This is a genomic window from Rhodococcus sp. Q (assembly GCF_005503035.1).
Taxonomy (GTDB): Bacteria; Actinomycetota; Actinomycetes; order Mycobacteriales; family Mycobacteriaceae; genus Rhodococcus_G.
On sequence record NZ_SCOY01000018.1, the window covers coordinates 38,539 to 63,394 of the forward strand.

General features: G+C 67.6%; 21 protein-coding genes, 1 pseudogene and 2 riboswitches. Of the genes and pseudogenes, 9 read left to right on the forward strand and 13 right to left on the reverse strand.

The genetic code is table 11. The annotated features are described in order from the left end of the window. Positions 1–35: 35 nt before the first annotated feature. On the forward strand, positions 36–650 hold the full coding sequence (locus FFS72_RS17005; protein WP_137875031.1) for a TetR/AcrR family transcriptional regulator: 615 nt from the start codon (positions 36–38) through the stop codon (positions 648–650). Between the two features lie 86 nt (positions 651–736). After that, positions 737–983, forward strand: a pseudogene (locus FFS72_RS17010) (5-methyltetrahydropteroyltriglutamate--homocysteine S-methyltransferase); the annotation flags it as partial. Between the two features lie 21 nt (positions 984–1,004). Here FFS72_RS17010 and FFS72_RS17015 read toward each other — a convergent pair. Next, positions 1,005–2,423, reverse strand: coding sequence for a short-chain fatty acyl-CoA regulator family protein (locus tag FFS72_RS17015; RefSeq protein ID WP_137875032.1), 1,419 nt, complete (start codon positions 2,421–2,423; stop codon positions 1,005–1,007). A 162-nt stretch (positions 2,424–2,585) separates the two neighbouring features. Next, positions 2,586–2,742, reverse strand: a riboswitch (cobalamin riboswitch). A gap of 661 nt (positions 2,743–3,403) precedes the next feature. On the opposite strand from FFS72_RS17015, the gene prpD reads away from it, so the two are divergent. Next, a complete protein-coding gene (gene prpD / locus FFS72_RS17020; RefSeq protein ID WP_137875033.1) occupies positions 3,404–4,924 on the forward strand; it encodes a 2-methylcitrate dehydratase PrpD in 1,521 nt (506 codons plus the stop codon). After that, a complete protein-coding gene (gene prpB / locus FFS72_RS17025) occupies positions 4,924–5,862 on the forward strand; it encodes a methylisocitrate lyase (RefSeq protein WP_137875034.1) in 939 nt (312 codons plus the stop codon). The genes prpD and prpB overlap by 1 nt, the downstream gene beginning before the upstream one ends. 28 nt (positions 5,863–5,890) lie before the next feature. Here the strand turns inward: prpB and FFS72_RS17030 are convergent, their stop codons facing one another. After that, complete coding sequence (locus tag FFS72_RS17030; protein WP_137875035.1) at positions 5,891–7,060, reverse strand: RNA-guided endonuclease InsQ/TnpB family protein; 1,170 nt, start codon at positions 7,058–7,060, stop codon at positions 5,891–5,893. Positions 7,061–7,148: 88 nt separating this feature from the next. Between FFS72_RS17030 and FFS72_RS17035 the strand changes: the two genes are divergently transcribed. Then, entirely contained in the window at positions 7,149–8,270 is a 1,122-nt protein-coding gene (locus FFS72_RS17035) for a bifunctional 2-methylcitrate synthase/citrate synthase (protein ID WP_137875036.1), read from the forward strand. A gap of 659 nt (positions 8,271–8,929) precedes the next feature. Here FFS72_RS17035 and FFS72_RS17040 read toward each other — a convergent pair. The 9 genes from FFS72_RS17040 to FFS72_RS17080 all read right to left on the reverse strand — a co-directional run bounded on the left by FFS72_RS17040 (position 8,930) and on the right by FFS72_RS17080 (position 16,381). After that, the gene (locus FFS72_RS17040; RefSeq protein WP_137875088.1) at positions 8,930–9,955 is read right to left on the reverse strand and encodes a methionine synthase; all 1,026 of its coding nucleotides are present in this window, start codon (positions 9,953–9,955) and stop codon (positions 8,930–8,932) included. A gap of 26 nt (positions 9,956–9,981) precedes the next feature. Then, positions 9,982–10,953: a putative oxygenase MesX gene (locus tag FFS72_RS17045; RefSeq protein ID WP_137875037.1), complete on the reverse strand. Its 972-nt coding sequence runs from the start codon at positions 10,951–10,953 to the stop codon at positions 9,982–9,984. Positions 10,954–11,183: 230 nt separating this feature from the next. Beyond that, the gene (locus FFS72_RS17050) at positions 11,184–12,137 is read right to left on the reverse strand and encodes a LysR family transcriptional regulator (RefSeq protein WP_137875038.1); all 954 of its coding nucleotides are present in this window, start codon (positions 12,135–12,137) and stop codon (positions 11,184–11,186) included. Positions 12,138–12,157: 20 nt separating this feature from the next. Further along, positions 12,158–12,373 (reverse strand): hypothetical protein, encoded by a 216-nt coding sequence (locus FFS72_RS17055; protein ID WP_137875039.1) that lies wholly within the window; start codon positions 12,371–12,373, stop codon positions 12,158–12,160. Further along, complete coding sequence (locus FFS72_RS17060) at positions 12,363–13,172, reverse strand: ABC transporter ATP-binding protein (RefSeq protein WP_137875040.1); 810 nt, start codon at positions 13,170–13,172, stop codon at positions 12,363–12,365. Before FFS72_RS17060 ends, FFS72_RS17055 begins: the two co-directional genes overlap by 11 nt. After that, positions 13,169–13,972: an ABC transporter permease gene (locus tag FFS72_RS17065; RefSeq protein ID WP_137875041.1), complete on the reverse strand. Its 804-nt coding sequence runs from the start codon at positions 13,970–13,972 to the stop codon at positions 13,169–13,171. The genes FFS72_RS17060 and FFS72_RS17065 overlap by 4 nt, the downstream gene beginning before the upstream one ends. Next, the gene (locus FFS72_RS17070) at positions 13,950–14,960 is read right to left on the reverse strand and encodes an ABC transporter substrate-binding protein (protein ID WP_502704125.1); all 1,011 of its coding nucleotides are present in this window, start codon (positions 14,958–14,960) and stop codon (positions 13,950–13,952) included. Before FFS72_RS17070 ends, FFS72_RS17065 begins: the two co-directional genes overlap by 23 nt. Before the next feature lie 8 nt (positions 14,961–14,968). Further along, positions 14,969–15,760 carry a TenA family protein gene (locus FFS72_RS17075; protein ID WP_137875043.1) on the reverse strand — a complete coding sequence of 264 codons (792 nt, stop codon included), beginning with the start codon at positions 15,758–15,760 and terminating at the stop codon, positions 14,969–14,971. Next, positions 15,748–15,843: riboswitch (TPP riboswitch) on the reverse strand. Its footprint overlaps the gene before it by 13 nt. Positions 15,844–16,075: 232 nt before the next feature. Continuing rightward, complete coding sequence (locus FFS72_RS17080) at positions 16,076–16,381, reverse strand: chorismate mutase (protein ID WP_050062813.1); 306 nt, start codon at positions 16,379–16,381, stop codon at positions 16,076–16,078. A gap of 283 nt (positions 16,382–16,664) precedes the next feature. Here FFS72_RS17080 and FFS72_RS17085 point away from each other — a divergent pair, with 283 nt between their 5' ends. Beyond that, entirely contained in the window at positions 16,665–19,154 is a 2,490-nt protein-coding gene (locus FFS72_RS17085) for a UvrD-helicase domain-containing protein (RefSeq protein ID WP_137875044.1), read from the forward strand. Positions 19,155–19,190: 36 nt separating this feature from the next. On the opposite strand, the gene FFS72_RS17090 is transcribed toward FFS72_RS17085, so the two are convergent. Together FFS72_RS17090 and FFS72_RS17095 are read right to left on the reverse strand one after the other, a co-directional pair. Continuing rightward, a complete protein-coding gene (locus FFS72_RS17090; RefSeq protein ID WP_137875045.1) occupies positions 19,191–19,859 on the reverse strand; it encodes a response regulator in 669 nt (222 codons plus the stop codon). After that, on the reverse strand, positions 19,856–21,064 hold the full coding sequence (locus FFS72_RS17095) for a sensor histidine kinase (RefSeq protein ID WP_249353376.1): 1,209 nt from the start codon (positions 21,062–21,064) through the stop codon (positions 19,856–19,858). The genes FFS72_RS17090 and FFS72_RS17095 overlap by 4 nt, the downstream gene beginning before the upstream one ends. Positions 21,065–21,235: 171 nt before the next feature. On the opposite strand from FFS72_RS17095, the gene FFS72_RS17100 reads away from it, so the two are divergent. The 3 genes from FFS72_RS17100 to FFS72_RS17110 are packed head-to-tail and all read left to right on the forward strand — an operon-like array spanning position 21,236 to position 24,812. Further along, the gene (locus tag FFS72_RS17100; RefSeq protein ID WP_137875047.1) at positions 21,236–21,607 is read left to right on the forward strand and encodes a hypothetical protein; all 372 of its coding nucleotides are present in this window, start codon (positions 21,236–21,238) and stop codon (positions 21,605–21,607) included. 14 nt (positions 21,608–21,621) lie between these two features. Next, entirely contained in the window at positions 21,622–22,332 is a 711-nt protein-coding gene (locus FFS72_RS17105) for an ABC transporter ATP-binding protein (protein WP_137875089.1), read from the forward strand. Next, entirely contained in the window at positions 22,329–24,812 is a 2,484-nt protein-coding gene (locus tag FFS72_RS17110) for an ABC transporter permease (RefSeq protein ID WP_137875048.1), read from the forward strand. The genes FFS72_RS17105 and FFS72_RS17110 overlap by 4 nt, the downstream gene beginning before the upstream one ends. The last annotated feature ends 44 nt before the right edge of the window (positions 24,813–24,856 follow it).

Genomic DNA, 24,856 nt, shown 5'->3' on the forward strand with positions numbered 1-24,856 from the left:
GAACAGGTCACTTTTGCGAAGGCGAGGAGAGCGTCATGACGGCGAGGAGAGACGCGTCCCAGAGCGCTCGCGCTGCCCGTGGTTCGGGTGCCGGAACGCGGCAGCGGGCTCCGAGGCTGTCCGTGGACGACTGGATCGAAGCCGCCTTCGACCTCCTCGTCCGCGAGGGTGTGACGGGCGTGAAGATCACCCGCCTGTGCGAGGAGCTGGGCGTCACCAAGGGCAGCTTCTACTGGCATTTCCCCGACATCGACCATCTGATGAAGGCCGTCGCGGATCGCTGGTGCGCCATCCAGAACGAGACCCTCCTGGCGCTCAAGGAGACGACTTCGATTCCCGGCGACCAACGACTCGAGGCGATGGCGGCGCAGCTCATGTCGCAGCGCGGCTGGGCGGTCGAGGTCGCGGTCCGCGACTGGGCGCGTTCCGACAGTCAGGTCGCGGATTCCGTTGCACGACTGGACAACCAGGTGTTCGACGTCGTGCAGAGCACTCTGCTCGACCTCGGCTTCGACGCCGAGGAGGCGCGCCTGCGCAGTGGTGTCCTCGTCTATGCGGGTGTCGGCTTCCTGCACGCCCGAGACCACCTGCCCGATCCGACCATCGACGAGGTGCGGCGCGTGTTCGCGCTCCTGACCACCCGCGACTGAGGCGGCTCCGCCGCTCGTGCGCGCTTCGGGGTGAGGACACCCGCGAACCATGCACGAGCACGAAGTGCCCTGTTCGCGTCGGTGCAGTCGAGGTTCTCGACGACCTGAACGCGGCAGGATTCGACGTCGGCGTCGGCCCAGGTGTCTACGACATTCACTCCCCGCGAGTTCCTGGTGTCGAGAAGATCACCGCATCGCTTCGTGAGGCGCTGGCGGCCGTTCCCGCGGAGCGGCTGTGGGTCAACCCCGGCCTGAAAACCCGGCGGCCCGGTCGAGGTCGAGGCGTCGCTGAAGAACATGGTCGACGCCACCCTGGCGGTGCGCGCCTCCCTCCCGCTTGCGGGGGAGGAGTGCCTAGGACGGATAAGGCTGGCGGGTACTGAGATTCACGTCCACCCGAACGGGCTGACCGATCTGGGGGAAGGCCCGCTGCGCACAGTCGGTGCGCTCGCAGATCTTGCAGCCTGCGCCGATCGGATCCGGCGACATCTGTTCGTCGAGCCGCAGGCCCCGGGAGTACACGAGTCGGCTGGCGTGGGTGATGTCGCAGCCCAACCCGATCGCGAAGCTGCGTTGCGCGGTTCCGTAGGGGCGGGGGTCGTCGTCGGTGGTCCGGGCGATCCACAGGTATGTCCGGCCGTCGGGCATCTGCGCGACCTGGGTGAGAATCCGCCCGGGCATTCCGAACGCGTCGTGCACCACCCACAGCGGGCAGCTGCCACCGATCCGCGAGAAGTGGAACGCGGTGGCGGACTGCCGTTTCGAGATGTTCCCGGCTCGATCGGTGCGGACGAAGAAGAACGGGATGCCGCGCCGGGTCGGGCGTTGCATCGTCGAGAGCCGGTGGCAGACCGTCTCGAATCCGACCTCGAACTGCAGCGCCAGCATCTCGATGTCGTAGTGCAGGCGTTCCGCCGCGTCGAGGAACGGGTTGTACGGCAACAGCAGTGCCCCGGCGAAGTAGTTCGCGAGTCCGATCTTCGCCAGGTCGCGGGAGCCCTCTCCGAGACCGGTGGCGGACTCGACGAGCGCGTCGATCGTGGCCAACTGGGTGAGAAAGGCGAGCTGGGTCGCGATCTGGAACGCCCGCTGTCCGGGTGTCAGGTGCCGGGACAGGGTAAGGATGCGGTTCGCCTCGTCGAACGAGCGTTTCGGTCCCGGTCGGTCGGGCGGATCGGTGCGCAACCGGACGACGATGTCGTGTTCCGACTCGAGGAGTGCCGTCAGCTGGTTGTCCAGAGAGCCGGGCCGGAGGCCGCTCTCCGTGAACAATCGTTCGGCGGCGTCGTCGAGTTCGGCGATGTGATTGTGCCTGTCGTAGAAAAAGTCTCGAACTTCCTCGAACGGCATCGGCATCGAAGTCTTCGAGGTCGCCTCCGACGGCGCGGACAGATGGACGCTGTACTGCTCCAGCCGTTCGGTCGCTGCCAGCAGTCGGCGGTGGACTCCGACGAGCGCTGTTCCGATCTCCGGCATCCTGGCGACCAGTTCGTCCACCATCGCCGGGCTGGGCGCCCCCGTGCCGATCGCGCGGAGGACGTCATGGAGATCTGCCGCGAGCCTCGCGTCCTGGTCGGCCGCGAAGAACTGCGGATCGAGATCGAAGGTCGCGTTCAGCTTCAGCAGGACCGGCACAGTCAGCGGACGCTGGTCGTTCTCCAACTGGTTGACGTAACTCGCCGAGAGGTCGAGTGTCCGGGCCAAATCCAGCTGCGTCAGGCCGCGTTCCTCCCGCAGCCGGCGTAGCCGCGGTCCGCCGTAGATCTTCTGCATGGCTGCCGCCTTCGTGATCGAGTCCAGAGGCCGCCCACGAATGCATGCCCGAACGAGCCCCCGTCACCGCCCGGAGAGCGGGCACGGCGCCACCTCGATCGGGTACGCACACCCAGTCCACGAGGCGGCACACCGCCAGGTACGGCGTACCCGGCGCAGCGGGCAGGTCTTCGGACTCGCAGGCGCTCGCGTGTGAGGCGAACCTACTGGCCGTCGCTTCCCGGACTCGCGTCCAGTGCTGGTGACGGCGGTCGTTCCTGCATACCGCTGCGGGACAGTTCCGGACTCACACCGGATTCCCTCTCGTGCCCTCGGGCACTTCGACGCCACCGCGACCTTCGGGGCTCCTCACGGTCGAGGCGGCGAACCAACTGCACCGTCGATTCTAGAGGTCTCGGATCGTCGGAGGAGACCCCGGACCTGCGAACTCGCCTCGACTCGTGCCGACGAGGTCGTCGTGTACACGCGGATGATGTCCCACTGCAGCTGCTCCTTCGACGTGACGTGCGCGAAGAGCTCCGCCGGTCGCACCGCTACCCGGCTTCCGATCCCGGACATACGTGCGTCTCGAAAGCCCTACGCCGCGAACAGATCCGACGTGATCTCGCGGATGGCATTCGTGGTCTCGTCTATGGCGACCCGGGCGCATCGACTGGGACCTCCGGGCCGGCTCGATCCGGAGATCGAAACCTGGTCGTGTCGGTCGTGTCGGCAGCGTACGGTCCGCGGCCGGGCCGTGACACGGTTCGATCCTGCGGACTTCAGTGCCGTGAATTCTTCTGTTCTGCAAAGTGTGTGGGGTCGGAGCGGTCGGATTCGCAGCATTCGCAGAATTCGCCGACACACACCACCGAATTACGCAGGTTCAGTCTCTTCCCGTCGCGTCGGGTCCTCCATACGCTGCGAACATCGCCGGGTCGATCGGTCGCTTCCCGGCCGAGTTCCAGTACCAGGCGCCGACACAATCGGAGGACATCATCTTGAAGACGCATCCCGTCCGCACCTACCGCTCCGCCGAGGACTTCCCGCGCAGCGAGCACCTCGCGTGGAAGATCGCCGAGGTCGCGACCGACTCCGTCGAGGTGCCCGCGGACACCGCCGAGATGATCGTCAACCGGATCATCGACAACGCTGCCGTCGCCGCAGCGTCCGTTACCCGCCGCCCGGTCGCCAACGCGCGGGCGCAGGCGCAGTCGCATCCGTACAGCCGGTCATCGTCGGAGTCGCACGGATCGACTGTGTTCGGCGTCGGTGGCACGTTCTCGCCCGAGTGGGCGGCGTGGGCCAACGGCGTCGCGGTGCGTGAGCTCGACTTCCACGACACCTTCCTGGCCGCCGAATACTCGCACCCGGGCGACAACATCCCGTCGATTCTCGCGGTCGCGCAGCACGCCGGGCGCACCGGCCAGGACCTGATCCGCGGCCTCGCCACCGGCTACGAGATCCAGGTCGACCTGGTTCGTGCCATCTGCCTGCACGAGCACAAGATCGACCACGTCGCCCACCTCGGCCCCTCCGCGGCCGCGGGCATCGGCACCCTGCTGGGCCTCGACACCGAGACCGTTTACCAGGCGATCGGTCAGGCGCTGCACACCACCACTGCCACCCGTCAGTCGCGCAAGGGCGAGATCTCCAGCTGGAAGGCCTACGCCCCGGCCTTCGCCGGCAAGATGGCCGTCGAGGCCGTGGACCGCGCGATGCGCGGCGAGGGCGCCCCGTCCCCGATCTGGGAGGGCGAGGACGGTGTCATCGCCTGGCTGCTCGGTGGCCCGAAGGCGGAGTACAACGTGCCGCTGCCCGGCCCAGGCGAGGCCAAGCGCGGCATCCTCGACACCTACACCAAGGAGCACTCGGCCGAGTACCAGAGCCAGGCACCGATCGACCTGGCATTCCGCCTGCGCGAGCGGGTCGGCGACCTGAGCCAGATCGCGTCGATCGTCCTGCACACCAGCCACCACACCCATTACGTGATCGGCACCGGCTCGAACGATCCGCAGAAGTTCGACCCCAAGGCGTCGCGCGAGACCCTCGACCACTCGATCATGTACATCTTCGCGGTCGCGCTGCAGAACGGCACCTGGCACCACGAGCGGTCCTACGCTCCGGAGCGGGCGCAGCGTCCCGACACCACCCTGCTGTGGCAGAAGATCTCCACCGCCGAGGACCCGGAGTGGACCCGTCGCTACCACTCCACCGACCCGAACGAGAAGGCCTTCGGTGCCCGCGCCGAGGTCACCCTCAAGAGCGGTGAGGTCATCGTCGACGAGCTCGCCGTCGCCGATGCGCACCCGCTCGGCGCTCGCCCGTTCGCCCGCGACCAGTACATCGCGAAGTTCCGCACCCTCGCCGAGGGCGTCATCGCACCGGCCGAGCAGGACCGCTTCCTCGCCGCAGCGCAGCGCACGCCGGAGCTGAAGGCCGGTGAGCTGAACCAGCTCACCTTCACCGTGTCGGATGAGGTGCTCGACCGCTCGCCGAAGTCGCCGCAGGGCCTGTTCTGATGACCGGACTCATCGCCGCCGCAACCTCCGCGGCCGAGAAGCGCGACGCCTTCCGTGCGAGCCTGACGTCGGAGGGCATCACCCGGCTGCCGGGCGCGATCAACCCGCTGACGGCCAAGCTGATCCAGGAGATCGGCTTCGAGGGCGTCTACGTCTCCGGCGGCGCCCTCTCCGCCGGCCTCGGTCTGCCCGACATCGGACTCACCACCCTCACCGAGGTCACGGCGCACAGCGCCCAGATCGCCGGCGTCACCGACCTTCCCGTCCTGGTCGACGCCGACACCGGATTCGGTGAGCCGATGTCCGCGGCCCGCACCGTCCTCGCCTTCGAGGACGCGGGCATCGCGGGTCTGCACCTCGAGGATCAGGTCAACCCGAAGCGGTGCGGCCATCTCGACGGCAAGGCGATCGTGCCGACCGACGAGATGGTGCGTCGGCTGCGGGCCGCCGTGACGGCACGTCGCGACCCGAACTTCGTGATCTGCGCTCGCACCGACGCCGCTGGTATCAGCGACACGACCGCTTCCGGCACGAGGGGCATCGACGCGGCCATCGAGCGAGCGAAGGCGTACGCCGACGCCGGGGCCGACATGATCTTCACGGAGGCCTTGCACACCGAGGCCGACTTCGAGAAGTTCCGCGCTGCCGTGGACATCCCGCTGCTCGCGAACATGACGGAATTCGGCAAGTCGCAGCTCATTCCGGCACAGACCCTGCAGAACATCGGCTACAACGCCGTGATCTACCCGGTCACCACCCTCCGTCTCGCGATGGGGGCGATCGAAGCCGGGCTGCGCGAGATCCACGCGAAGGGCACGCAGGAAGGTCTCGTCGATCAGATGCAGACCCGATCGCGGCTGTACGAACTGCTCGAGTACGAGCGCTACAACGAATTCGATTCCGGAGTCTTCAACTTCACCCTCGGAGGGAACCATTAGCGCTTCTCCTACCTGCCAGCAGGAGATTTCACGCTCGGACCGCAACCCGACCGACCCCAGGGAAGGGGCGATCAGACTGACTGACATCGTCAACACGTGTGTGGCCGCGCTCTGCCACAGCCAGGATCACCCCGGCAGCATTCCGATCCCGACCCTCGGCATGACCGCAGGACCAGCATCGGAAAACCCGTTCACCGAGTCCGAGACGCTGCTTGGCTCTCGCAAAACACCTCGAACACGTCATGGACGTGTACGCGGGTCGCACCACCACCACCCTCCGGCCGGCCCGCATGCCCCGTTCGAGAAGTTCCCGTTTCGCCGCACCGATCGCAGCATCCGCCGCCTTGCGCGCCATCGTCGACTTGCTGAGGAACGTCGGGTTGAAGTCCTCCACCGCAATCAACTCGTGGCTGTCGACCACTCGTTTCGCCCATACCCGCGAATCGTATTCGGTTTGCCGGGCCGCCTTCTTCTGCAGTTTGGCGGCTTGCCGCTTCGCCCGCTCGTAGCCCTTCGACTGCGGACCCTTCTTCCCGGTGTGGCGGCGGGCCATCTTCCGCTGCGCCTTCGCCAACTCCGCCGCACACCGTCTTCGGTGCCCGAGGTACGGCAGATCGAAGACCGCGTCGGTGGTGGTGGCCGTGGTCGTGACACCCCAGTCGACGCCGATCCCGGCTCCAGCCTCCGGAACCGGTATGGCGACCACGTCCCGTTCGACCACAAAGGAGGCGTACCAGTGCCCCAGCGAATCTCGGAAAACCCGGACACTCGACGGCTCCGACGGCAACTCTCGCGACCACACCACCGGAATCGTGACACCCTTGGCCAGTATCAGCCGACCGTCGCGGATTCGGAATCCACGCCGCGTGAACTCCAACGACGGCAAGGTCGTCTTGCGGGGCTTGACCGTCGGCCTGCCCCGGCCCTTCACCGTGAACGACTGATCCAGCGCCTGACCATAGGTGCGGAGCACCTGCTGCTGCGCTACTTGTGAACCCTCCCGCAACCAGCCACATCGTCTGCGGGCCTCCGTCAGCAGCGCCGACAGCTGCCCGAACGTCATTCTGGCACCGGACCTCTGCAGGTGGACGGCCTCGTTCCACAGGAACCGGCACCGGCTCCACTCCGCCATCAAGGCAGCCTCCGCCTGCGCTCCGGGCCGCAACCGGAACGAGTACCGAACCACCTCAACTCCCATGTGCAGCAACGTAACCGACACCACCGACAGAAAAGGAGATGGCGCTTCCTCTCCCCCGGCAAGAGGGAGCATCCGCGCCAACTATCAGATGACGACCTCCCTTCCGACGATCTACAAGGGCCTCGCCGGTGTCGTCGTTGACACCACCGCCATCTCGAAGGTGGTACCCGAGACCAACTCGCTGACCTACCGCGGCTACGCGGTGCAGGACCTCGCGGAGCACTGCAGCTTCGAGCAGGTCGCCTATCTGCTCTGGAACGGGGAGCTCCCCACCGACGCCCAGCTCGAGCAATTCGTCCAGCGTGAGCGGGCCAACCGCCGCGCCGACCGGTCGCTGCTGCAGCTCGTGGCGAAGCTGCCGGAGAACTGCCATCCGATGGACGTGGTCCGGACGGCCATCAGCTACCTCGGTGCCGAGGACCCGGAGGAATGGGACAACGACCCGAAGGCATTGCGGGGCAAGTCGCTTCGCATGATGGCGGTGCTGCCGACCATCGTCGCGGCCGACCATCGCCGCCGCCACGACCTCGAGCCCATCGCGCCGCACAGCCACCTCGGCTTCGCCGAGAACTTCCTCAACATGTGCTTCGGGAAGGTGCCGGACAAGGAGATCGTCAAGGCCTTCGAGGTCTCGCTGATCCTGTACGCGGAGCACAGCTTCAACGCGTCCACGTTCGCGGCGCGCGTCGTCACCTCCACCCTCTCGGACATCTACAGCGCCGTCACCGCCGCCATCGGCACCCTCAAGGGTCCGCTGCACGGTGGTGCCAACGAGGCGGTCATGCACGACATGATCGAGATCGGCGAGCCCGAGAACGCCGAGGAGTGGATGCGCGGCAAGCTTGCCCGCAAGGAGAAGGTGATGGGCTTCGGTCACCGCGTCTACCGCAGCGGTGACTCACGCGTTCCGACGATGCGCAAGGCGTTCGTCGACGTCGCGCAGCACACCGGCGGAGACAAGTGGGTCGAGATGTACGAGATCCTCGAGCGCACCATGAACGCCGCCACCGGAATCAAGCCGAACCTCGACTTCCCCACGGGCCCGGCCTACTACCTGATGGGCTTCGACATCGAGGTGTTCACCCCGATCTTCGTGATGAGCCGCATCACCGGATGGACGGCGCACATCATCGAACAGGGTGAGTCGAACGCGCTCATCCGGCCGCTCAGCGAGTACACCGGCGTGCCTCAGCGCGCGGTGGGCGCCTGAGCGCCGGGCGGCGCGTCGATGCAGGGTCGAGCGACCCTCTGGTCGAGGTGATCACTGCTGCCGCGAGATACATCGACGACCACCTGTGGACCAGGTCGGCGCTCACCGTGAGGGACCGTAGGAAACTGATCGCGCACGCCGTTGTGCGCTCGGCCCCGTCGCATGGAGTTGCGGCGTTGATCCTGCGTCTGTTCCAGCACACCGACGTCTGTCCCGCCTGGCACAGGGAGGTCGGTGTCACTACCGACGAACTCGCTGCGGTCCTGCGTGAGACGCGGTTTCGTGATGCGCACACAGCGACGGATGTCGGTCATGTCGTTGTAGAACCCATCTGCCGCTCTGTCGGCGCCAGTTCGGGAGGATCCCCGGAACTGGGGGCCCGCGGACCGAGTGGTCGATGAAACATATTGGGAAGCAGAGCTGTTCGACTGTGATTCTCGCACTCGGTCTGGATGCGAGGCACGGCTGGTCTGAGCCTCGTCTCAGCGGCCTCGTCGTAGGTTCGAGGGGACCACACCACTCGGCGAAGCCGTGGTCGGTTGGCCAACGCCCGGCCCCTCTCCGACATGTCATTTGGCGGCGTACCCGGGATCGATAGGCACCTCACGGGTCGCCCGCGCGAAGTTCAGGGTGATGAAGCGCAGGCAGTGTCGGAGTCGCTAGGACAACTCACTGCGCAGAAGTTCGGCCCCAGCGGCGAGCGCGACCATCTTGTCTCGTGCGACGCGTCGGCCCAGTGGCGCCATACCGCAATTGGTACTCGGGTAGAGCTTGTCCGCGTCAACGAACGGGAGGGCGCGACGAAGGGTTGCGGCGACCTCTTCGGACGTCTCGATGCCGTCGCTCGCCACATCGATCGCTCCCAGCATGACCTTCTTGCCTCGAAGCAGTTCGATCAGGTCGACAGGTACCCGCGAATTGTGACTCTCCAGCGACACGAAGTCGATCGATGACTGTTGCAGCAGTGGGAACGACTCTTCGTACTGGCGCCACTCGGCCCCGAGCGTTGCCTTCCAGTCGGTGTTGGCCTTGATGCCGTAGCCGTAACAGATGTGAACGGCAGTTTCGCAGCTCAGCCCGTCGGTCGCCCGCTCGAGTGCCGCGACGCCCCAGTCCTTCAGTTCGTCGAAGAACACGTTGAACGCGGGCTCATCGATCTGGATGATGTCGACGCCGGCCGCTTCCAAGTCCTTTGCTTCTTGGTTCAGGATGGCCGCGAACTCCCATGCGAGCTTTTCGCGATTCTTGTAGTGGTCGTCGTAGAGCGTGTCGATCATTGTCATGGGGCCGGGCAGGGCCCATTTGATCGGCTGGTCGGTCGCTGCTCGAAGACGAGCCGCATCGGCTGCGAACACCGATTTTTCGCGGCTCACCGCGCCGACAACCGTCGGGACGCTCGCGTCGTAGCGGTCGCGAATTCGCACGGTCTCGCGCCGGTCGAAGTCGACGCCACCGAGGTGCTCGATGAACGTGGTCACGAAGTGCTGGCGCGTCTGTTCACCGTCACTGATGATGTCGAGCCCGGCACGACGCTGATCGTGTGCCGCGAGCGTCTGGGCGTCGAGTTTCCCTTCGCGCAGTTCGTCGTCTCGCAACTTCCACGGCGACCAGAGCTTCTCTGGCTCCGAGAGCCACGAGGGCTTGGGCAGGCTACCGACGATGGAGGTGGGGAGGAGTGTGTTCATCTCTGGAGCCTTTCGGTCTCGTACGGTCAGGCGGATTGCTTGGTAGCCCACTGCTCGAGAACAGCGCCATACGGTTTCATGAGGTTCACCTCGGTGAACTTTCCCTGTGTGGTCGCGAGTTGTGTGCGTTCGACACGGTCGTAGCTCACTTGCGGAAGTGAATAGTTGCCGTTGTCGAGACTCGGCTGGTACACCTCCGACGCGGCAGTGTTCGCGTTGTAGATCTCGGGACGATAGATCTTCTGAAACGTCTCCATCGTCGCGATCGTTCCCGCGAGTGCGAGGAACGAATAGTCGTTGAGCAGGTCACCGCGGTGATAGAAGGCCAACGGAGCGACGGACCCCTGAGGCATGAAGTAGCGAACCCGCAGGCCCATCTTCCCGAAGTACTGATCGGTGAGCGACTTCTCATCTGCCACGTACTCCACCCCGAGAATCGGGTGGAAATTCGTGAGGCGGCGGTACGTCCTGGACGTCGAAACGCTGATGCAGATGACCGGTGGCTGCGAGAACCGTTCGCGATACTCGTCCGATTCGACGAAACGCTGAAAGACCTGCCCGTGCAGATCACCGAAGTCGCTGGGGATTCCCGTCGCTTGGTGCCCAGGAAGGCGAACGCTGAAATCGTAGTCGCGAATGTACGAGGAGAAGTTGTTACCGACGATGCCCTCCGTGCGGGCGCCCGTGGTGGTGTCGACGATGCCGACGTCGAGCACCTCGATCACAGGAAACGCCGCGTCATCCCCGGCCGACGCGAGATGCAGGTCCACCGAGACGATGTCGAGTTCGAGTGCATAGCGGTCGCCACGCGGATTGTCCCAGTGCACCAACTCGTTGACACGGGTGTTCATCATCGTCACCGCGTTGCGCAGATTCCGCCGACGATTCTCGCCGCGTGCGAGATTCGCGAAGTTCGTCGTGCTGCGCGAGTTGGTCGACGGGGTGTAGTCCTCGTTGAAGCGCGTAGTGCCGATGCTGAAAACGCATTCGTTCGTCATATTGACCCGTTGCCCCAATCATGTGCGGTGAGTGCAGCGACGAGCGCGTCATTGCACGGTTCACTGCCTGAGATTTCGCAGCACTTCAACCGAATACCCGATGGTCCAGGGCCGAACTTTCAGGCCGAGAACACTGGGAGGCGATTATCCGAAGTGGCGTGGAAGTCAGTGTAAGTAGACCCGCAGACATAGGCTAATTGCCGAATGCGATGGCTGGGCATAGCCACCGCCTATGTCAGCAGGTCGACTCCGAACCCCGAAACGACGTCGCGCATCTCCGCCACGAATCGCTGAGCCTGAGCGGTCAAGGACACCGAGGCATGGCCGATCCAACCGATCTCGATGTGCTCGTCCACGTCGAGCGGTACAGCGACGATGGACGGATCGAGATCGTCCGAGATGATGCCGGTGGAGATGGTGTACCCGCCCAGGCCGATCATGAGGTTGAAGATTGTCGCTCGATCGCTCACCCGAATGTCCTGCTTCGACGACCGGGTGGAGAGGATCTCTTCGGCGAGGTAGAAGGAGTTGTTCACGCCCTGGTCGAACGTGAGCCGGGGCAAGTCTTCGAGATCGTTCAGCGTCACACTCTTGCGCCCTGCGAGAGGGTTCGTGCGGGCGATGAAGATATGTGGCGACGCCAGAAAGAGCGGCGTGAAGACCAACCCTGCTTCGCGAATCAGTTTGTTGATCACGTTTGCGTTGAACTCGTTGCGATAGAGCACACCGAGTTCGCTTCGCAGCGTGCGAACGTCCTCGATGATCTCCCACGTGCGTGTCTCTCGAAGACTGAACGAATACTCCGCGGCTTCTGACGCTTTCACCATGCGGGCGAACGCGTCGACGACGAACGAGTAGTGCTGAGTTGACACGGCCAGGAGTCGGCGTGAGGGCCCGCGGCCGAGATACCGCTGTTCCAGGAGTTCCGCTTGCTCGACCACCTGGCGCGCGTAGCCGAGGAATTCCGCCCCGTCCTCGGTGAGGGTCACCCCGCGGGTCGAGCGAACGAAGAGTGTATGTCCCACGCGACTTTCGAGGTCTTTCAGCGCGGACGACATGGTCGGTTGCGCGACGTAGAGCAGGTCCGCCGCGGCACTGATGGATCCTTCGGCGGCCACCTCCACGAAGTACCGCAACTGCTGAAGGGTGATTCCCCGCACCGATCCGGCGAAGTCCCGTGCCATGGCAAGAACCTATCGCACCTCTACACCTCGCCGACGCTGCGGATGACTGGTGTGCCGTCCACGGGCGCGTCATCGACAACCGGCTCAAGGTTGCCCCGACGACGACAAAACCCGCTCGTGCAGCGGACAAACAGCGCAACGCAGCCTGGGATGGGGATCGCCCACCGCGCGACGACGAGGTGATCGGTGGAGAATGCCGAACGCAGATTCTGGCCGACGGCGGCGTCAGCGTTCACGCCGCTGTTCGTCGAGGGCCCGCCGCGCCTCCTCGTGGAGCACCGAGACCAGTTCTGCTTCCAGAGCGACGAATTCGGGAGACGTCATCATGGACAGTTCCCTCGGCCGGGGCAGGTCGACGCGCACCTCGTGCCGCACCGTCGCGGGTCGAGCCGACAGCACGACCACCCGGTCGGACAGGTAGACGGCTTCGCGGATGTCGTGGGTGATCATCAGCACCATCCAGCGGTACCGCTGCCACACCTCCTGCAGCCACGCCTGCATCTCGGTGCGGGTCAGCGCGTCGAGGGCACCGAACGGCTCGTCCAGGAGCAGTAGCTCGCGATCCTGCACGACGGTGCGCAGCAGGGCCGCGCGTTGGCGCATGCCGCCCGACAACTCGGCCGGGCGCGCGTCCTCGAAACCGGACAGTCCGAACACCGGGAACAGTGCGCGAGCACGCTCGCGGGCCTGCGCCTTCGGCACGCCCTGCACCTGAAGTCCCAGAACCGTGTTGTCGAGCACGGTGCGCCAGGGGAACAACAGATCCTTCTGCGGCATGTAGGCGCAGTGCCCGGCGGTGGCGGTGTCGGCGCCGACCCGGACGCTGCCGGAGTCGGGGTGGTCGAGCCCGGCGAGCATTGCGAAGACGGTGCTCTTGCCGCAGCCGCTGGGGCCGATGACGGAGACGAACTCGCCGGGCTCCGCGGTGAACGACACACCGCCGAGCACCGGTAGGTCGGGGCGATTGCGTCCGGGCTGCGGGAACGACTTGGTGAGCGCGTCGACGACGAGGCGGTTGTCGTGGGTGCCGGTCACGTCGACCCCTGGCCGCTCGTGCGTGCCCACGGCGCGACCACACGCTCGATCGCGAAGGTCAGCAGGTACAGCGTGATGCTGACGAGCGCGGTCACGAGGACCGCCGCGAGGACGAGGTCGGTGCGGAACGAGTTCTTCTGCAGGCTCATGTAGATGCCGAGTCCCTTGCTGGCTCCGACGTATTCGGCGAACACGGCGCCGACGACGGCGTAGGTGATGCCGATCCGGAGTGCGGTGAAGAAGCGCGGGAGAGCGGAGGGCAGTCGCGCGTAGCGGAACACCTGCCCGCGAGAGGCGCCCATGCTCCGCAGCAGAGCGCCCGCGTCCCGGTCGGTGGCGGCGAACCCCTCGATCAGACCGATCGCCATGGGGAAGAAGGTGACGAGTGCGATGACGAGGACCTTCGGCAGCAGCCCGAATCCGAACCAGATGATCATCAGCGGTGCGATCGCGATGATCGGCAGTGTCTGGGACACGACGAACAGCGGCACGAAGGCGCGCCGCAGCCAGGGGGAGAAGTCGACCACGATCGCGAGCGCCCATGCCAGCGTCAGCGATACCGCGAAACCGATCAGCGTCACCTGAAGGGTGGCCGCGGCGTGAACGCCGATCTCGTCCCGGTGCGACCACCCCTGCTGGAGGACTCGCAGTGGAGACGGCAGCAGTTGTGGGCGGATCCCGCTGACGTCCACGTAGATCTGCCACACCGCGACGAGTACCGCGACCATGACGACGGACGGCACCGCCCAGCGGAGCGGGGAACCGCGCAGGGAACCGCTACGGGCCGGTGAGGTAGTCATTGGTGAAGTACGTCGACCAGTCGGGTTCCTCGGTCAACGCAGCGCCGTCGGGGCCGGTGAGAAGCCCGCTTCGGTAGAGGAAGCCGGAGTTCGCGGCCCACTGCTCCGCGGTCTGGGTGCCCACCTTGCCATCGGCGTCCTTCATGAACTCGGCGGCGAGCATCCGCTGGCTCTCGACCACCAGCGTCTCGTCGTTGAAGGCGCCGGGGTTGGCGTCGATGAGGTCCTGCGCCGCCTGGTCCGGATTGTCCGCGGCGAACTGGTAGCCGCGCTGCAGTGCCTGCACGAACTTCGCCGCCCGCTCCGGGTTGGCGCCCAGCCAGTCCTCGTTGGCATCGACGACGATGGCGTAGGCGTCCGGGAAACCGTAGTCGGTGTAGCGGAAGTACGTCATCGGTGTGCCGTGATGCTCGGCCTCGATGCCCTCCCACGCGAGGTAGGAGACGGTGAAGTCCGCCTTGCCGGAATAGACGGCCTCGTACGCCGACGTTCCGAGCGTGACGGACGTGAACTGGCCTGTGCCACCATCGTTCCGGATCACCTGCTGGAGAGCTTCCTCCTCGCCGGGATCACCGAAGCCGGCGTAGGTCTTGCCGTCCAGATCCTTCGGGCGGGTGATGTCGGTACGGTCCGCCTTGACGCCGATCCCCGTCGCCCAGTGCTGCAAGGGTGCGAGCACGGACAGCGTGTGCGCACCGGACGCGCGGGAGAACGTCGACGAATTGTGGGTGCTGATACCGAATTCGGCGTTGCCTGCGTCGACCACCGTGTCGACGGACGTGTTGTTGTACGGCAGCACCTCGACGTCGAGACCCGCGTCGGCGAAGTAGCCGCGCTGCTGCGCCACGAAGAAGCCGGTGTGGTTGGTGTTCGGCGTCCAGTCCAGCGCAAACCGGATGGTCTCGTCGGACCCGCCGTCCTGACCGCAGGCACTCAGCGTCGTCAAAGCCAGTGCGGCGGCGGCAATCCCGGTGAGGGCGCGCCTCATGCGACCGCTCACGACGCCGGCCAGGGCTGGGTGTTCAGGGCGGTGTCCCAGAACAGGAGCTCGTACCGGGTCGCGACGGTGAACGCGGTGACCATCGCGTCGCGCTCCGCCTCGCCGGCGACCTCGGCCGCAGCGTCGACCAGCGACCGCGCGGTCGCCGCGGACTGCTGGAACTCCTCGGCGTCATAGGTCGTGACCCACTGCGCGTACGGGTGCCCCGGATCTGCCGCGAGCACCTCCGCGGCGCTCGCGGCCAGACCACGTCCCACGTCGGCGTAGATCCAGAAGCACGGCAGCGCCGCCGCCGCGCCGACCGCGTACGGCTGCGTGGCCGCGGTCGCGATCAGGTACGACACGTAGCCGAGGCACGCCTGCGACGGTTCCGGCTCACCGGCGCGCGGCGGCAGCAGGCCACCCTCGAGCAGATCCGCGTGCAGGGCCGTTTCCACGGTGGCCGCGGCCGCGGACGAGTTCGCCCAGAACGCCGCGGTCTGCGGGTCAGGCGACTTCGACGCGAGGATGGCCAAGGCCTTCGAGTATCCGGCGAGGTACAGCGAGTCCTGCTCGACGTAGGTGCGGAACGCCTCGAGCGGCAGCGTGCCGTCGCCGAGACGGCGCAGGAACTCGAGGTCGTCGATCGCGACCCGCAGGGTCTTCGTCCGATCCCAGAGGTACTCGGTGAATCCTCCGGACTCGGTGCCCCCGGTGAATCCGCCGGATTCCGTGCCATCGGTGAATCCTTCGGATTCCGTGACATCGGTGAATCCTTCGGATTCCGTGACAGGCGCGCGCAAAACCATGACATCCCTTCGTCAGCATTACCTGGACAGGTTCTCGGGTCTCATCTCAGCCCCGCGTTCGCGGAGCACCCCGTGTCAGAACACCGACGACGGTATCAGCACGGGATCGGGCGGCCGGAGGGGCTGGGCCAGGGAATGCGGCCACCGAGGGCTCCTCGGACGCCGATCACCCGAACGAAGTCACGACGACACGCCGTCGGTGCAGCCGTTGTCGGTGGGGGAAAGGGTAGGTCAGGACGCCGAGGCCGCACGAGCGGCCGCGGCGAGTGGATCCACCGGGCGCCGCCCGGATTGTCCGAGTCTGCCGGTCCCGGCTCAGCGACCCAGCGGTCCGCGGCCGAGTCGCAGCAGCAGCATCGCGAGGGTGTGACCCTCCTGGCCGAGCTCGCCGAAACGCTCGAGGACCTTCATCTCCCGGCTGTGCACGAGGCGGGGGCCGCCGGACGCCATGCGGGTGCGGCCGATGATCTGCGACACCTCGCTGCGGCGCTTGATCGCGGCGAGGATCTCGGCGTCGAGCCGGTCGATCTCCTTGCGGAGTGCGTCGATCTCGGCCTCGGTGGTCGGGATCTCGGTGGTGGGGACGTCGCCGTTCGAACCTGCGTCGTTCGCCGCGTTCATGTCTTCTCCTCGTGTCACACACTGGATCGTCGTCGGCCCCGCCGGTCGTTACCCGATCCAGGCGTTTCACGAAAAAGCCCCGGATCGCTGTTGCGGACCGCGGGGCTCGTGGGGGGTGTTCAGGCCACGGGCACCGGAGTCCGGTACCCGTAGAAAAATCGCCAGTGGTGGCGATCGAAGGCGCTGAGCATGGCCCCATTTTGCCATGCTCGAGGGGGTGCGCCCGGTTGGGGTGCGGGCGGCGGACCCCGATGTCGGCGCCCGGCGGTAGCGTGGACGGGCAATGAACACATTCTCCGCTGCAGCCCAGGCCGGCCACCGCACATCCACCGCGGATCTCCTCGACGGACTGAACCCGCAACAGCGGGAGGCTGTCGTCCACACGGGGTCGCCGCTGCTCATCGTGGCGGGCGCCGGGTCGGGCAAGACCGCCGTCCTGACCCGCCGCATCGCCTACCTGCTCGCCGAACGAGATGCCACGCCGAGTCAGATCCTGGCGATCACGTTCACGAACAAGGCGGCCGCGGAGATGCGCGAACGCGTCTCCCAGTTGGTCGGTCCGCGCGGCGGGAACATGTGGGTGGCGACGTTCCACTCGACGTGTGTGCGAATCCTGCGTATGCAGGCGGCGTTGCTGCCCGGCCTGAACTCGAACTTCACCATCTACGACGCGGACGACTCGCGCCGGCTGCTGACGATGATCTCGAAGGACCTCGAGATCGACCAGAAGAAGTACTCGGCTCGGCTGCTGGCCACGCACATCTCGAACCTGAAGAACGAGCTGATCGGACCGGAGCAGGCGGCCGAGGACGCCGACCGTGACACCAACGAGGTGGTTCGGCTGGTCGCGCGGGTGTACGGGCACTACCAGGCCCGACTGCGGGCCGCGAACGCCCTCGACTTCGACGACCTGATCGGCGAGACCGTCTCGGTCCTGCAGCGGCACCCGCAGGTCGCCGAGTACTACCGGCGCCGCTTCCGGCACGTCCTCGTCGACGAGTACCAGGACACCAACCACGCCCAGTACGTGCTCGTGCGCACCCTCGTCGGCGAGGAGGGAGCAGGCACGGCGGCGGTGCCGACCTCAGGCCAGGTTCCGCCATCGGAACTGTGTGTCGTCGGTGACGCGGACCAGTCGATCTACGCGTTCCGCGGCGCGACCATCCGCAACATCGAGGAGTTCGAGCGCGACTACCCGCAGGCGCGGACGATCCTCCTCGAACAGAACTACCGCTCCACCCAGAACATCCTGACGGCCGCCAACGCCGTCATCTCCCGCAACACCGGACGCCGGGACAAGAAACTGTGGACGGACTCCGGCGAGGGCGAACTGATCATCGGGTACGTCGCCGACAACGAGCACGACGAGGCATCGTTCGTGGCGTCCGAGATCGACCGGCTCGTCGACGCCGGGGACGCGAAGTTCGGCGACGTCGCCGTCTTCTACCGGACGAACAACTCCTCCCGCGCGCTGGAAGAGGTGTTCATCCGGCTCGGGCTGCCGTACAAGGTGGTCGGCGGGGTCCGGTTCTACGAGCGCAAGGAGGTGCGTGACGCCGTCGCGTACCTGCGGGTGCTGGAGAACCCCGACGACACGGTCAGTCTGCGCCGCATCCTCAACACCCCCCGCCGCGGCATCGGCGACCGCGCGGAGGCGTGCGTCTCCGTGCACGCCGAGCGGCGGGGCATCGGTTTCGCCGCGGCCCTGCGTGACGCCGCCGCGGGCACCGTTCCGCTGCTGAACACCCGCTCGCAGAAGGCGATCGTCGCGTTCGTCGAGATGATGGACGAGATCCGGGACGGCATGCAGCCCGACGACGCCGGACTGATCGATATCGGCGACGTGGTCGAGTCGGTACTCGACAAGACCCGCTACCGGGCGGAGCTCGAGGCCAGCAGCGACCCGCAGGACGGTGCCCGGCTCGACAACCTCAACGAACTGGTCAGCGTCGCACGTGAATTCAGCTCCGACGCCCGGAACGCCGCAGGTATCGAGTCCGAGATCGACGAGGCCCTCGAAGGTGCGCTCGCGGCCGCGGGCGAGGACGATCCCGCGCTCGGTGACGGCGAACCCGATCCGGGTTCGCTGGCCGCGTTCCTCGAACGGGTGTCGCTGGTCGCGGACTCCGATCAACTTCCCGACAACGGCGACGGCGTGGTCACGATGATGACGCTGCACACCGCGAAGGGCCTCGAGTTTCCCGTCGTCTTCGTCACCGGATGGGAGGACGGCCAGTTCCCGCACATGCGGGCTCTCGGCGATCCCGCGGAGTTGTCCGAGGAGCGACGCCTCGCGTACGTGGGCATCACCCGGGCACGGCAGCGGCTGTACGTCTCGCGTGCCGTGCTGCGCTCCGCGTGGGGGCAGCCGATCACCAATCCGGAATCACGGTTCCTGCAGGAGATTCCGCAGCACCTCATCGACTGGCGTCGGGAGGACCCCGGGCCGGGTATGGGCGGTGCGATCGGCGGCGGCCGGTTCCGCGGCGGACAGGGCTACGGTGGCGGCTACGGCGGCGGTGGTGGTTTCGGTGGCGGCGGCTACGGGGGTCGTGAGAAGGCGGAGGCGGCACCGAGTTTCGGCGCCGCACGGCCTCGCAACAACCACCTCGTGCTCGCGGTCGGCGACCGGGTCAGCCACGACAAGTACGGCCTCGGCACCGTCCTGGAGACGAAGGGCGCAGGCCCGACGGCAACGGTGACCGTGGACTTCGGCTCCGCGGGCAAGGTGCGCCTGATGCTCATCGGCGGCGTGCCGATGATCAAGCTCTGACGGCTCGCCGTCAGGTCAAGCTCTGACGGCCCACCCTCAGGGGGTGGGAGCGCCGGGGGTCACGATGCCGTGGTCGAACGCGTACACGATGGCGGCGGCGCGGTCGCGCAGGTCGAGTTTGACGAAGATGTGGCCGACGTGCGACTTCACCGTCACCTCGGAAATCCCCAGGTCGAGTGCGATCTCGCGGTTCGTGAGACCGCGGGCGATGCGGACCAGCACGTCGGCCTCCCGCGCGGTCAACTCGCCCGGTGCCTCGCGCCGGGGGGTCGCCGCGGACCGGTAGGCGGTGAGCACGCGTCCCGTCACCGCCGGGTCGAGGCACGATCCTCCGACCGCCACGGTGCGGACCGCGCGAATCAGGTCCTCGGCAGCCGAGTCCTTCAGGACGAAACCCGCCGCCCCGGCACGCAACGACCCCGAGAGCAGTTCGTCGTCGTCGAAGGTCGTCAGCACCAACACGGGCGGATGGTCGCCCCGGGACGCCAGGTTGCGCGTTGCGGTGATCCCGTCGACCCGCTTCATCCGCAGATCCATCAGCACCACGTCGGGGCGGTGCTCGTCGACGGCTGTGGGCACCTCGTCGCCGTCGGAACACTCGGCGACGATCGAGAAGCCATCCTTGCGGCGCAAGATCCGGCGCAGCCCCGACCGCACCAGCTCCTGGTCGTCGACGAGCAGTACCCGCACGTCGGGCGCCGTCACGACATACCCGGGAGGATGCGCAGGAACGCCGGCCGACACGATCCGCCCGGCAACGGAACCCGGGCGCGCACCGACCAGCCGTCACGGTCGGGGCCCGCCCGGAGGTCGCCGCCGAGCAACGCGGCGCGCTCGCGCATGCCCCGCAGCCCCGTCCCCGGTGGCCCCTTCGTGCGTCCGGGAGCCGTGGCCAGGCGGTTGCGGACCTCGACGGTGACGGCATCCGGCGCGATCGCCACCCGGACCGCCGCTGCCGTTCCCGGCGAATGCTTGACGACATTCGCCAGCGACTCCTGCGAGATCCGGTAGACGCCGAGACCGGTCGCCGGGCTCACGGAAGCGAGGTCACCGGTCATCTCGAAGTCGACGGGCAGGCCGACCCGGCGGAAGTCGTCGATCAGCTCCGGGACGTCGGCGATGCCGGGTTCGGGTCGGTGCGCGGACGGTCCGGAACCGAGCAGTCCCACCGTCCGGCGGATGTCCGCCATCGCCTGCCTGCCGAGCCGTTCGGCGTCGGTGAGCGCGTCGACGGCCTCGTCGACGTCGCGGTCCTGTTCGAGCGCCCTCCGCGCGGCCGTCGTGTGGAGCAGGGTGATGCTCAGCGAGTGCGCGATCACGTCGTGGACTTCGCGCGCGATCCGCTGCCTCTCCTCCGTCGCGGACTGCTCCGCCGCGGTGGCCCGGGCCGCCCGCTCCTGGTGCAGGAGCCGCAGCTGGACCTGCATGAGCCTGCCGATGATCCAGCCGAGCGCGATGATCAGGGCGTACAGCCAGGCGGCGCCACCGAGCGGCCCCAGTGCGGCGAAGGCCAGCGGCACCGCCAGGGACGCGGCCAGGGTCGTCAGGCTCACCGCGAGGCCGGACGTCGCCGCGACCTCGCCCACCATCATCACCAGCAGGAGCGGGGCGAAGTCGAACTGGGTGGCAGGAGGATCCAGCATCAGCAGCGACGTCGCCGCGATGACGACCGCGGCCAGCACCGGCCGCGGGACCAGTGCGCCGGTGCGGACCATGTCGGCGATCATCGGGGCGACCGAGGCGATCACCCCGAGCAGAAGCGGCCAGCCAGGCGGGACGAACGCGTCCCGCTGCGCGACCGCGACGACGGCGATGACGCACGTCGCGACGTGCTCGAAGACGGGCACCCCGACGGGATAGTCGTATCCGCTTGCCGCCAGCCGTGGGCGGAAGAACTCCGTTACCGGCACAGGGTCAGCGTAAACGGGGGTCGGCGCCGGCGCATCCACCCGTGACCGGACCTGCATCTCCTACTGCGGTAGGAGGCGAGATCCCGACTCCGGCACGGCGACGGGACGCGTCCGCTTTCCTAGGGTTGGTTCCACGATGCAGTCACGTCACCACGGCTAGGGGGCCGAGAGATGTCCTGGACCGAATTCCGAGAACGTCGCCGAGTGCTGGAGGACGTCATGACCCGGGCGGCGGCGGACCCGACGATCGTGCGCCGGCTCGGTGAGATACCGAGCGCCCGTGAGCATTTCCGGTCACCCGACGAAATTCTGCTGGCGCTGCAGCACCGCTGGAGCGGCCATCTGGCGGCCCTCCTCGACCAGGCGCTGGAGGACGGGACGACGCCCCAGCAGGCGTGGTTGCGGCTGGCGTCCGAGCAGCCGGTGCTTCGCGCCGTGCTGGACGAGGGCGCGACCATGTCCGCCGCGCTGCGCCGAGAACAGCGTGGCGAGCAGGGTATGGCCGACGCCATGGCGACCGGTGTCTCGGCAGCGTCGGTGTGACCGGCCCGCGAGAGGTGACGGTCGAACTGTCCGATGTGGTCCGCGAATACCGCATCGGCGGCGGCCTCGTCCGGGCACTGGACGGCGTGTCCCTGACGCTCGGCGCAGGGGAATTCGTCTCCGTCGTCGGACCGTCGGGTGCGGGCAAGAGCACCCTGCTGCATCTGCTCGGAGCGCTCGACAGTCCGGACTCCGGCTCGATCAGGTTCCAGGGCAAGGAGATCGGGACCCTCGACGACGGTCAGCAGTCGGATTTCCGGCTTCGCCGCGTCGGCTTCGTCTTCCAGTTCTTCAACCTGATCCCGACGATGTCGGCGTGGGAGAACGTCGCCGTGCCGAGACTGCTCGCCGGTGTCCGGCTCGGCCGGGCGAAGGCCGACGCGATCGCGCTCCTCGACCGGGTCGGGTTGGGGGACCGCGCCGACCACCGGCCGTCGGAGATGTCGGGCGGCCAGATGCAGCGCGTCGCCCTCGCCCGCGCACTGATCATGGATCCCACCCTGATCCTCGCCGACGAACCGACCGGCAACCTCGACTCCGTCACCGGTGCTGCCGTCATGGAACTGCTCGCCGACGTCGCACACGAGTCCGGACGCGACCGCACCGTGGTGATGGTGACCCACAACCTGGACGCGGCGGAGTCGACCGACCGCGTCGTCACCATTCGAGACGGTCGGGTCGGATCGGACCGGCCGGCCACGGTCCGTGTCGGGAGCGGTGGATGATCGGCTCCGGACTGTCCCGAATCCGCGCCCTGAACCTGCGTGAACTGCGGGTCCATCCCGGACGCACCGTCACCTCGGCAGGGGTCGTCGCGGTCGCCGCGTGCCTGCTGGTCGCAGTCTTCGGCATCTCCGGGTCGGTCACCGGATCTGCCGAGCGGCTCGTCGACGGGGTCGGTGGCACGGCGGACCTGGAGGTCTCCGGCGTCACGGACAGTGGTTTCGACGAGGGCCTGGCCGGGTTGGTCGCCGCTGTTCCGTCCGTCGCGGTGGCGGCGCCGATGCTCCGGATGCAGGCCGGCCCCGACCGTCTGCTGGTTCTCGGGGCCGACCCGCGTGGCGCCTCGCTCGGCAGCGATCTGGGTCGGCTGGTTGCGCCGGTAGCCGTGGCGTTGGCGACGACTCCGAACGGTGTCGCGGTCGGCCCGGACACCGGACTGGCAGTAGGGGATTCGGTTGATCTGGGTGCGGGAACGGCGACGGTCGCCGCGGTACTCGGCGGCGACGCCCGCGACCTGTCCGGTGGGCGGTTCGTCGTCGCGCCGCTGACCACTGCCCAGAATCTCACCGGCAGACCCGGGCGGATCGACTCCGTCCTCGTCGCCACCGACCCCGGCGCCAACACCGTGCGGGTGCGCGACGACATCGACGCCGCGATCGGCGGCCGAGCCCTCGTCGCGACGCCGAACCTGCGGGCGCTCCAGTCCAGCGGCGGCATCTCACTGATGCAGGCGCTGACGCTGTCCGCCGCGTCCGGTGCGCTGGTGGTCGCGGCCTTCCTCGTCTACAACGTGACCAGCATGGCCGTCGCCTCACGCCGCCCGACGATCTCGCTGCTGCGCGCGATCGGCGGGCGTCGCCGGGTGATCGTGGCCGACCTCCTCGGCGAGGCGGCGGTCCTGGGGATCGTCGGCGGTGTGGTCGGCGCCGCCGCGGGGGTGCTCGTCGGCCGTGCCGTCATCGGACGGATTCCGCCCGCACTGTTGCAGGGGGTCGAAGCCGACATCGAGTACATACTGCCGCCGTACGCGATCCCGGCCGCGGTCGCGGCCTGTCTGTTGGCGGCGGTCGCCGCTGCCGCGCTGGCGGCACGGCAGGTGTACGCCGTCGCCCCCGTGGAGGCGCTGGTCCCGGTCGGGGCGTCCAGCATCGACACCGCCACGCGGAGTACGCGTGTCCTCGCACTCGTCGCCGGGGTGTTCGTGGCGGCCTGCGCGGTCGGTGTCGCGACCCAGGCGACGGGACGCGTCGCGGTCACCGCCATCGCGTTGACCTCCGCAGCGCAGGTCCTGCTGTGCTTCGCGGCGGGCCCCTATCTGGTGCGCGCGACGGCCTCGGTCGCCCGGACGCTGGGTACGCCCGGCGTCCTGGCTGCTACCACGCTCGAACGTGCACCCCTTCGCGTCTGGACGACCCTGATGACCGTCGTCGTCGGAGTGTCGATGACCGTGTCGACGACGGGCTCCAACACCAACGTGATCGACTCGGCGACAGCGAGTTTCGCGTCCCTCGGAGAGGTCGACGCGTACGTCGGCAGCGCCGATCCCGGCGTGTTCCCCACCGCGCCGATCCTCCCGGCATCCGTGGAGGCCGCGGTCGGGGCGACCCCGGGCGTCGCGGGGGTCGGTGAGGGGCAGATGGCGTACACGACCGTCGGGGACAGCAGGGTCATGCTCACCGGGCTTGCACCGGGCAGTACCGCACCGCCCGCGGATGCGCTGACGGACGAGACGCGCGAGCGCCTGATCGACGGCGAGGGGGTCGCCGTGTCCCGCGATGTCGCCGCGGCCCTCGACGTCGGCGCGGGCGACGTCGTCGACCTCCCCACCCCGACCGGCGTGCACCCTGTCGAGGTGCTGCAGGTCGTCCCGTTCTTCGCAGCGTCAGGAGGTGTCGTGGCGCTGAGCATGACGCAGCTGCGAGCGTGGTTCGAGCGGCCGGGAGCGACGATCCTCGGTGTCCTGTTCGAGCCGGGCGCCAACCCCGAGACCGTCATGGGCGCGCTGCGCGCCGCGCTGCCGGAGGGCATCAACGTGTACTCGGGCGCCGAGAGTGTCCGGGCCGTTGGCGAGTCGGTGCGCGGAGGGACGGTGCTGGTCGCCGCGATGGCCTGGATCGTCGTCGGCGTCGCCGCCGTGGCACTGCTGAACACCCTCACGCTGTCGGTGCTCGAGCGCCGTCGGGAACTCGGTGTGCTGCGCGCGATGGGGGCGTCACGTCGTTTCGTCTCCCGGTCGGTACTCGCGGAGGCGGCGGCGATAGGCGTCGTCGGCGGGGTGCTCGGAGCGGCGTTCGGGGCTGCGAGTCAATACGTGACGTCGTTCGCGATGAGCAGGGTGCTGGGAGTCGACGTCGCCTTCGCCACCGGACCGATGCTGCTCGTGTCCACCTGCGTCGCAACAGCTCTCGCGATGGTGGGCGCGGTGGCGCCGGCCGTGCGGGCGTCGCGGCGCACCATCGTCGGGGCGGTCGCCGTGGAATGAGACACGAACGACTGTGCCGTGGAGTGAGGAACGAACGACTGTGC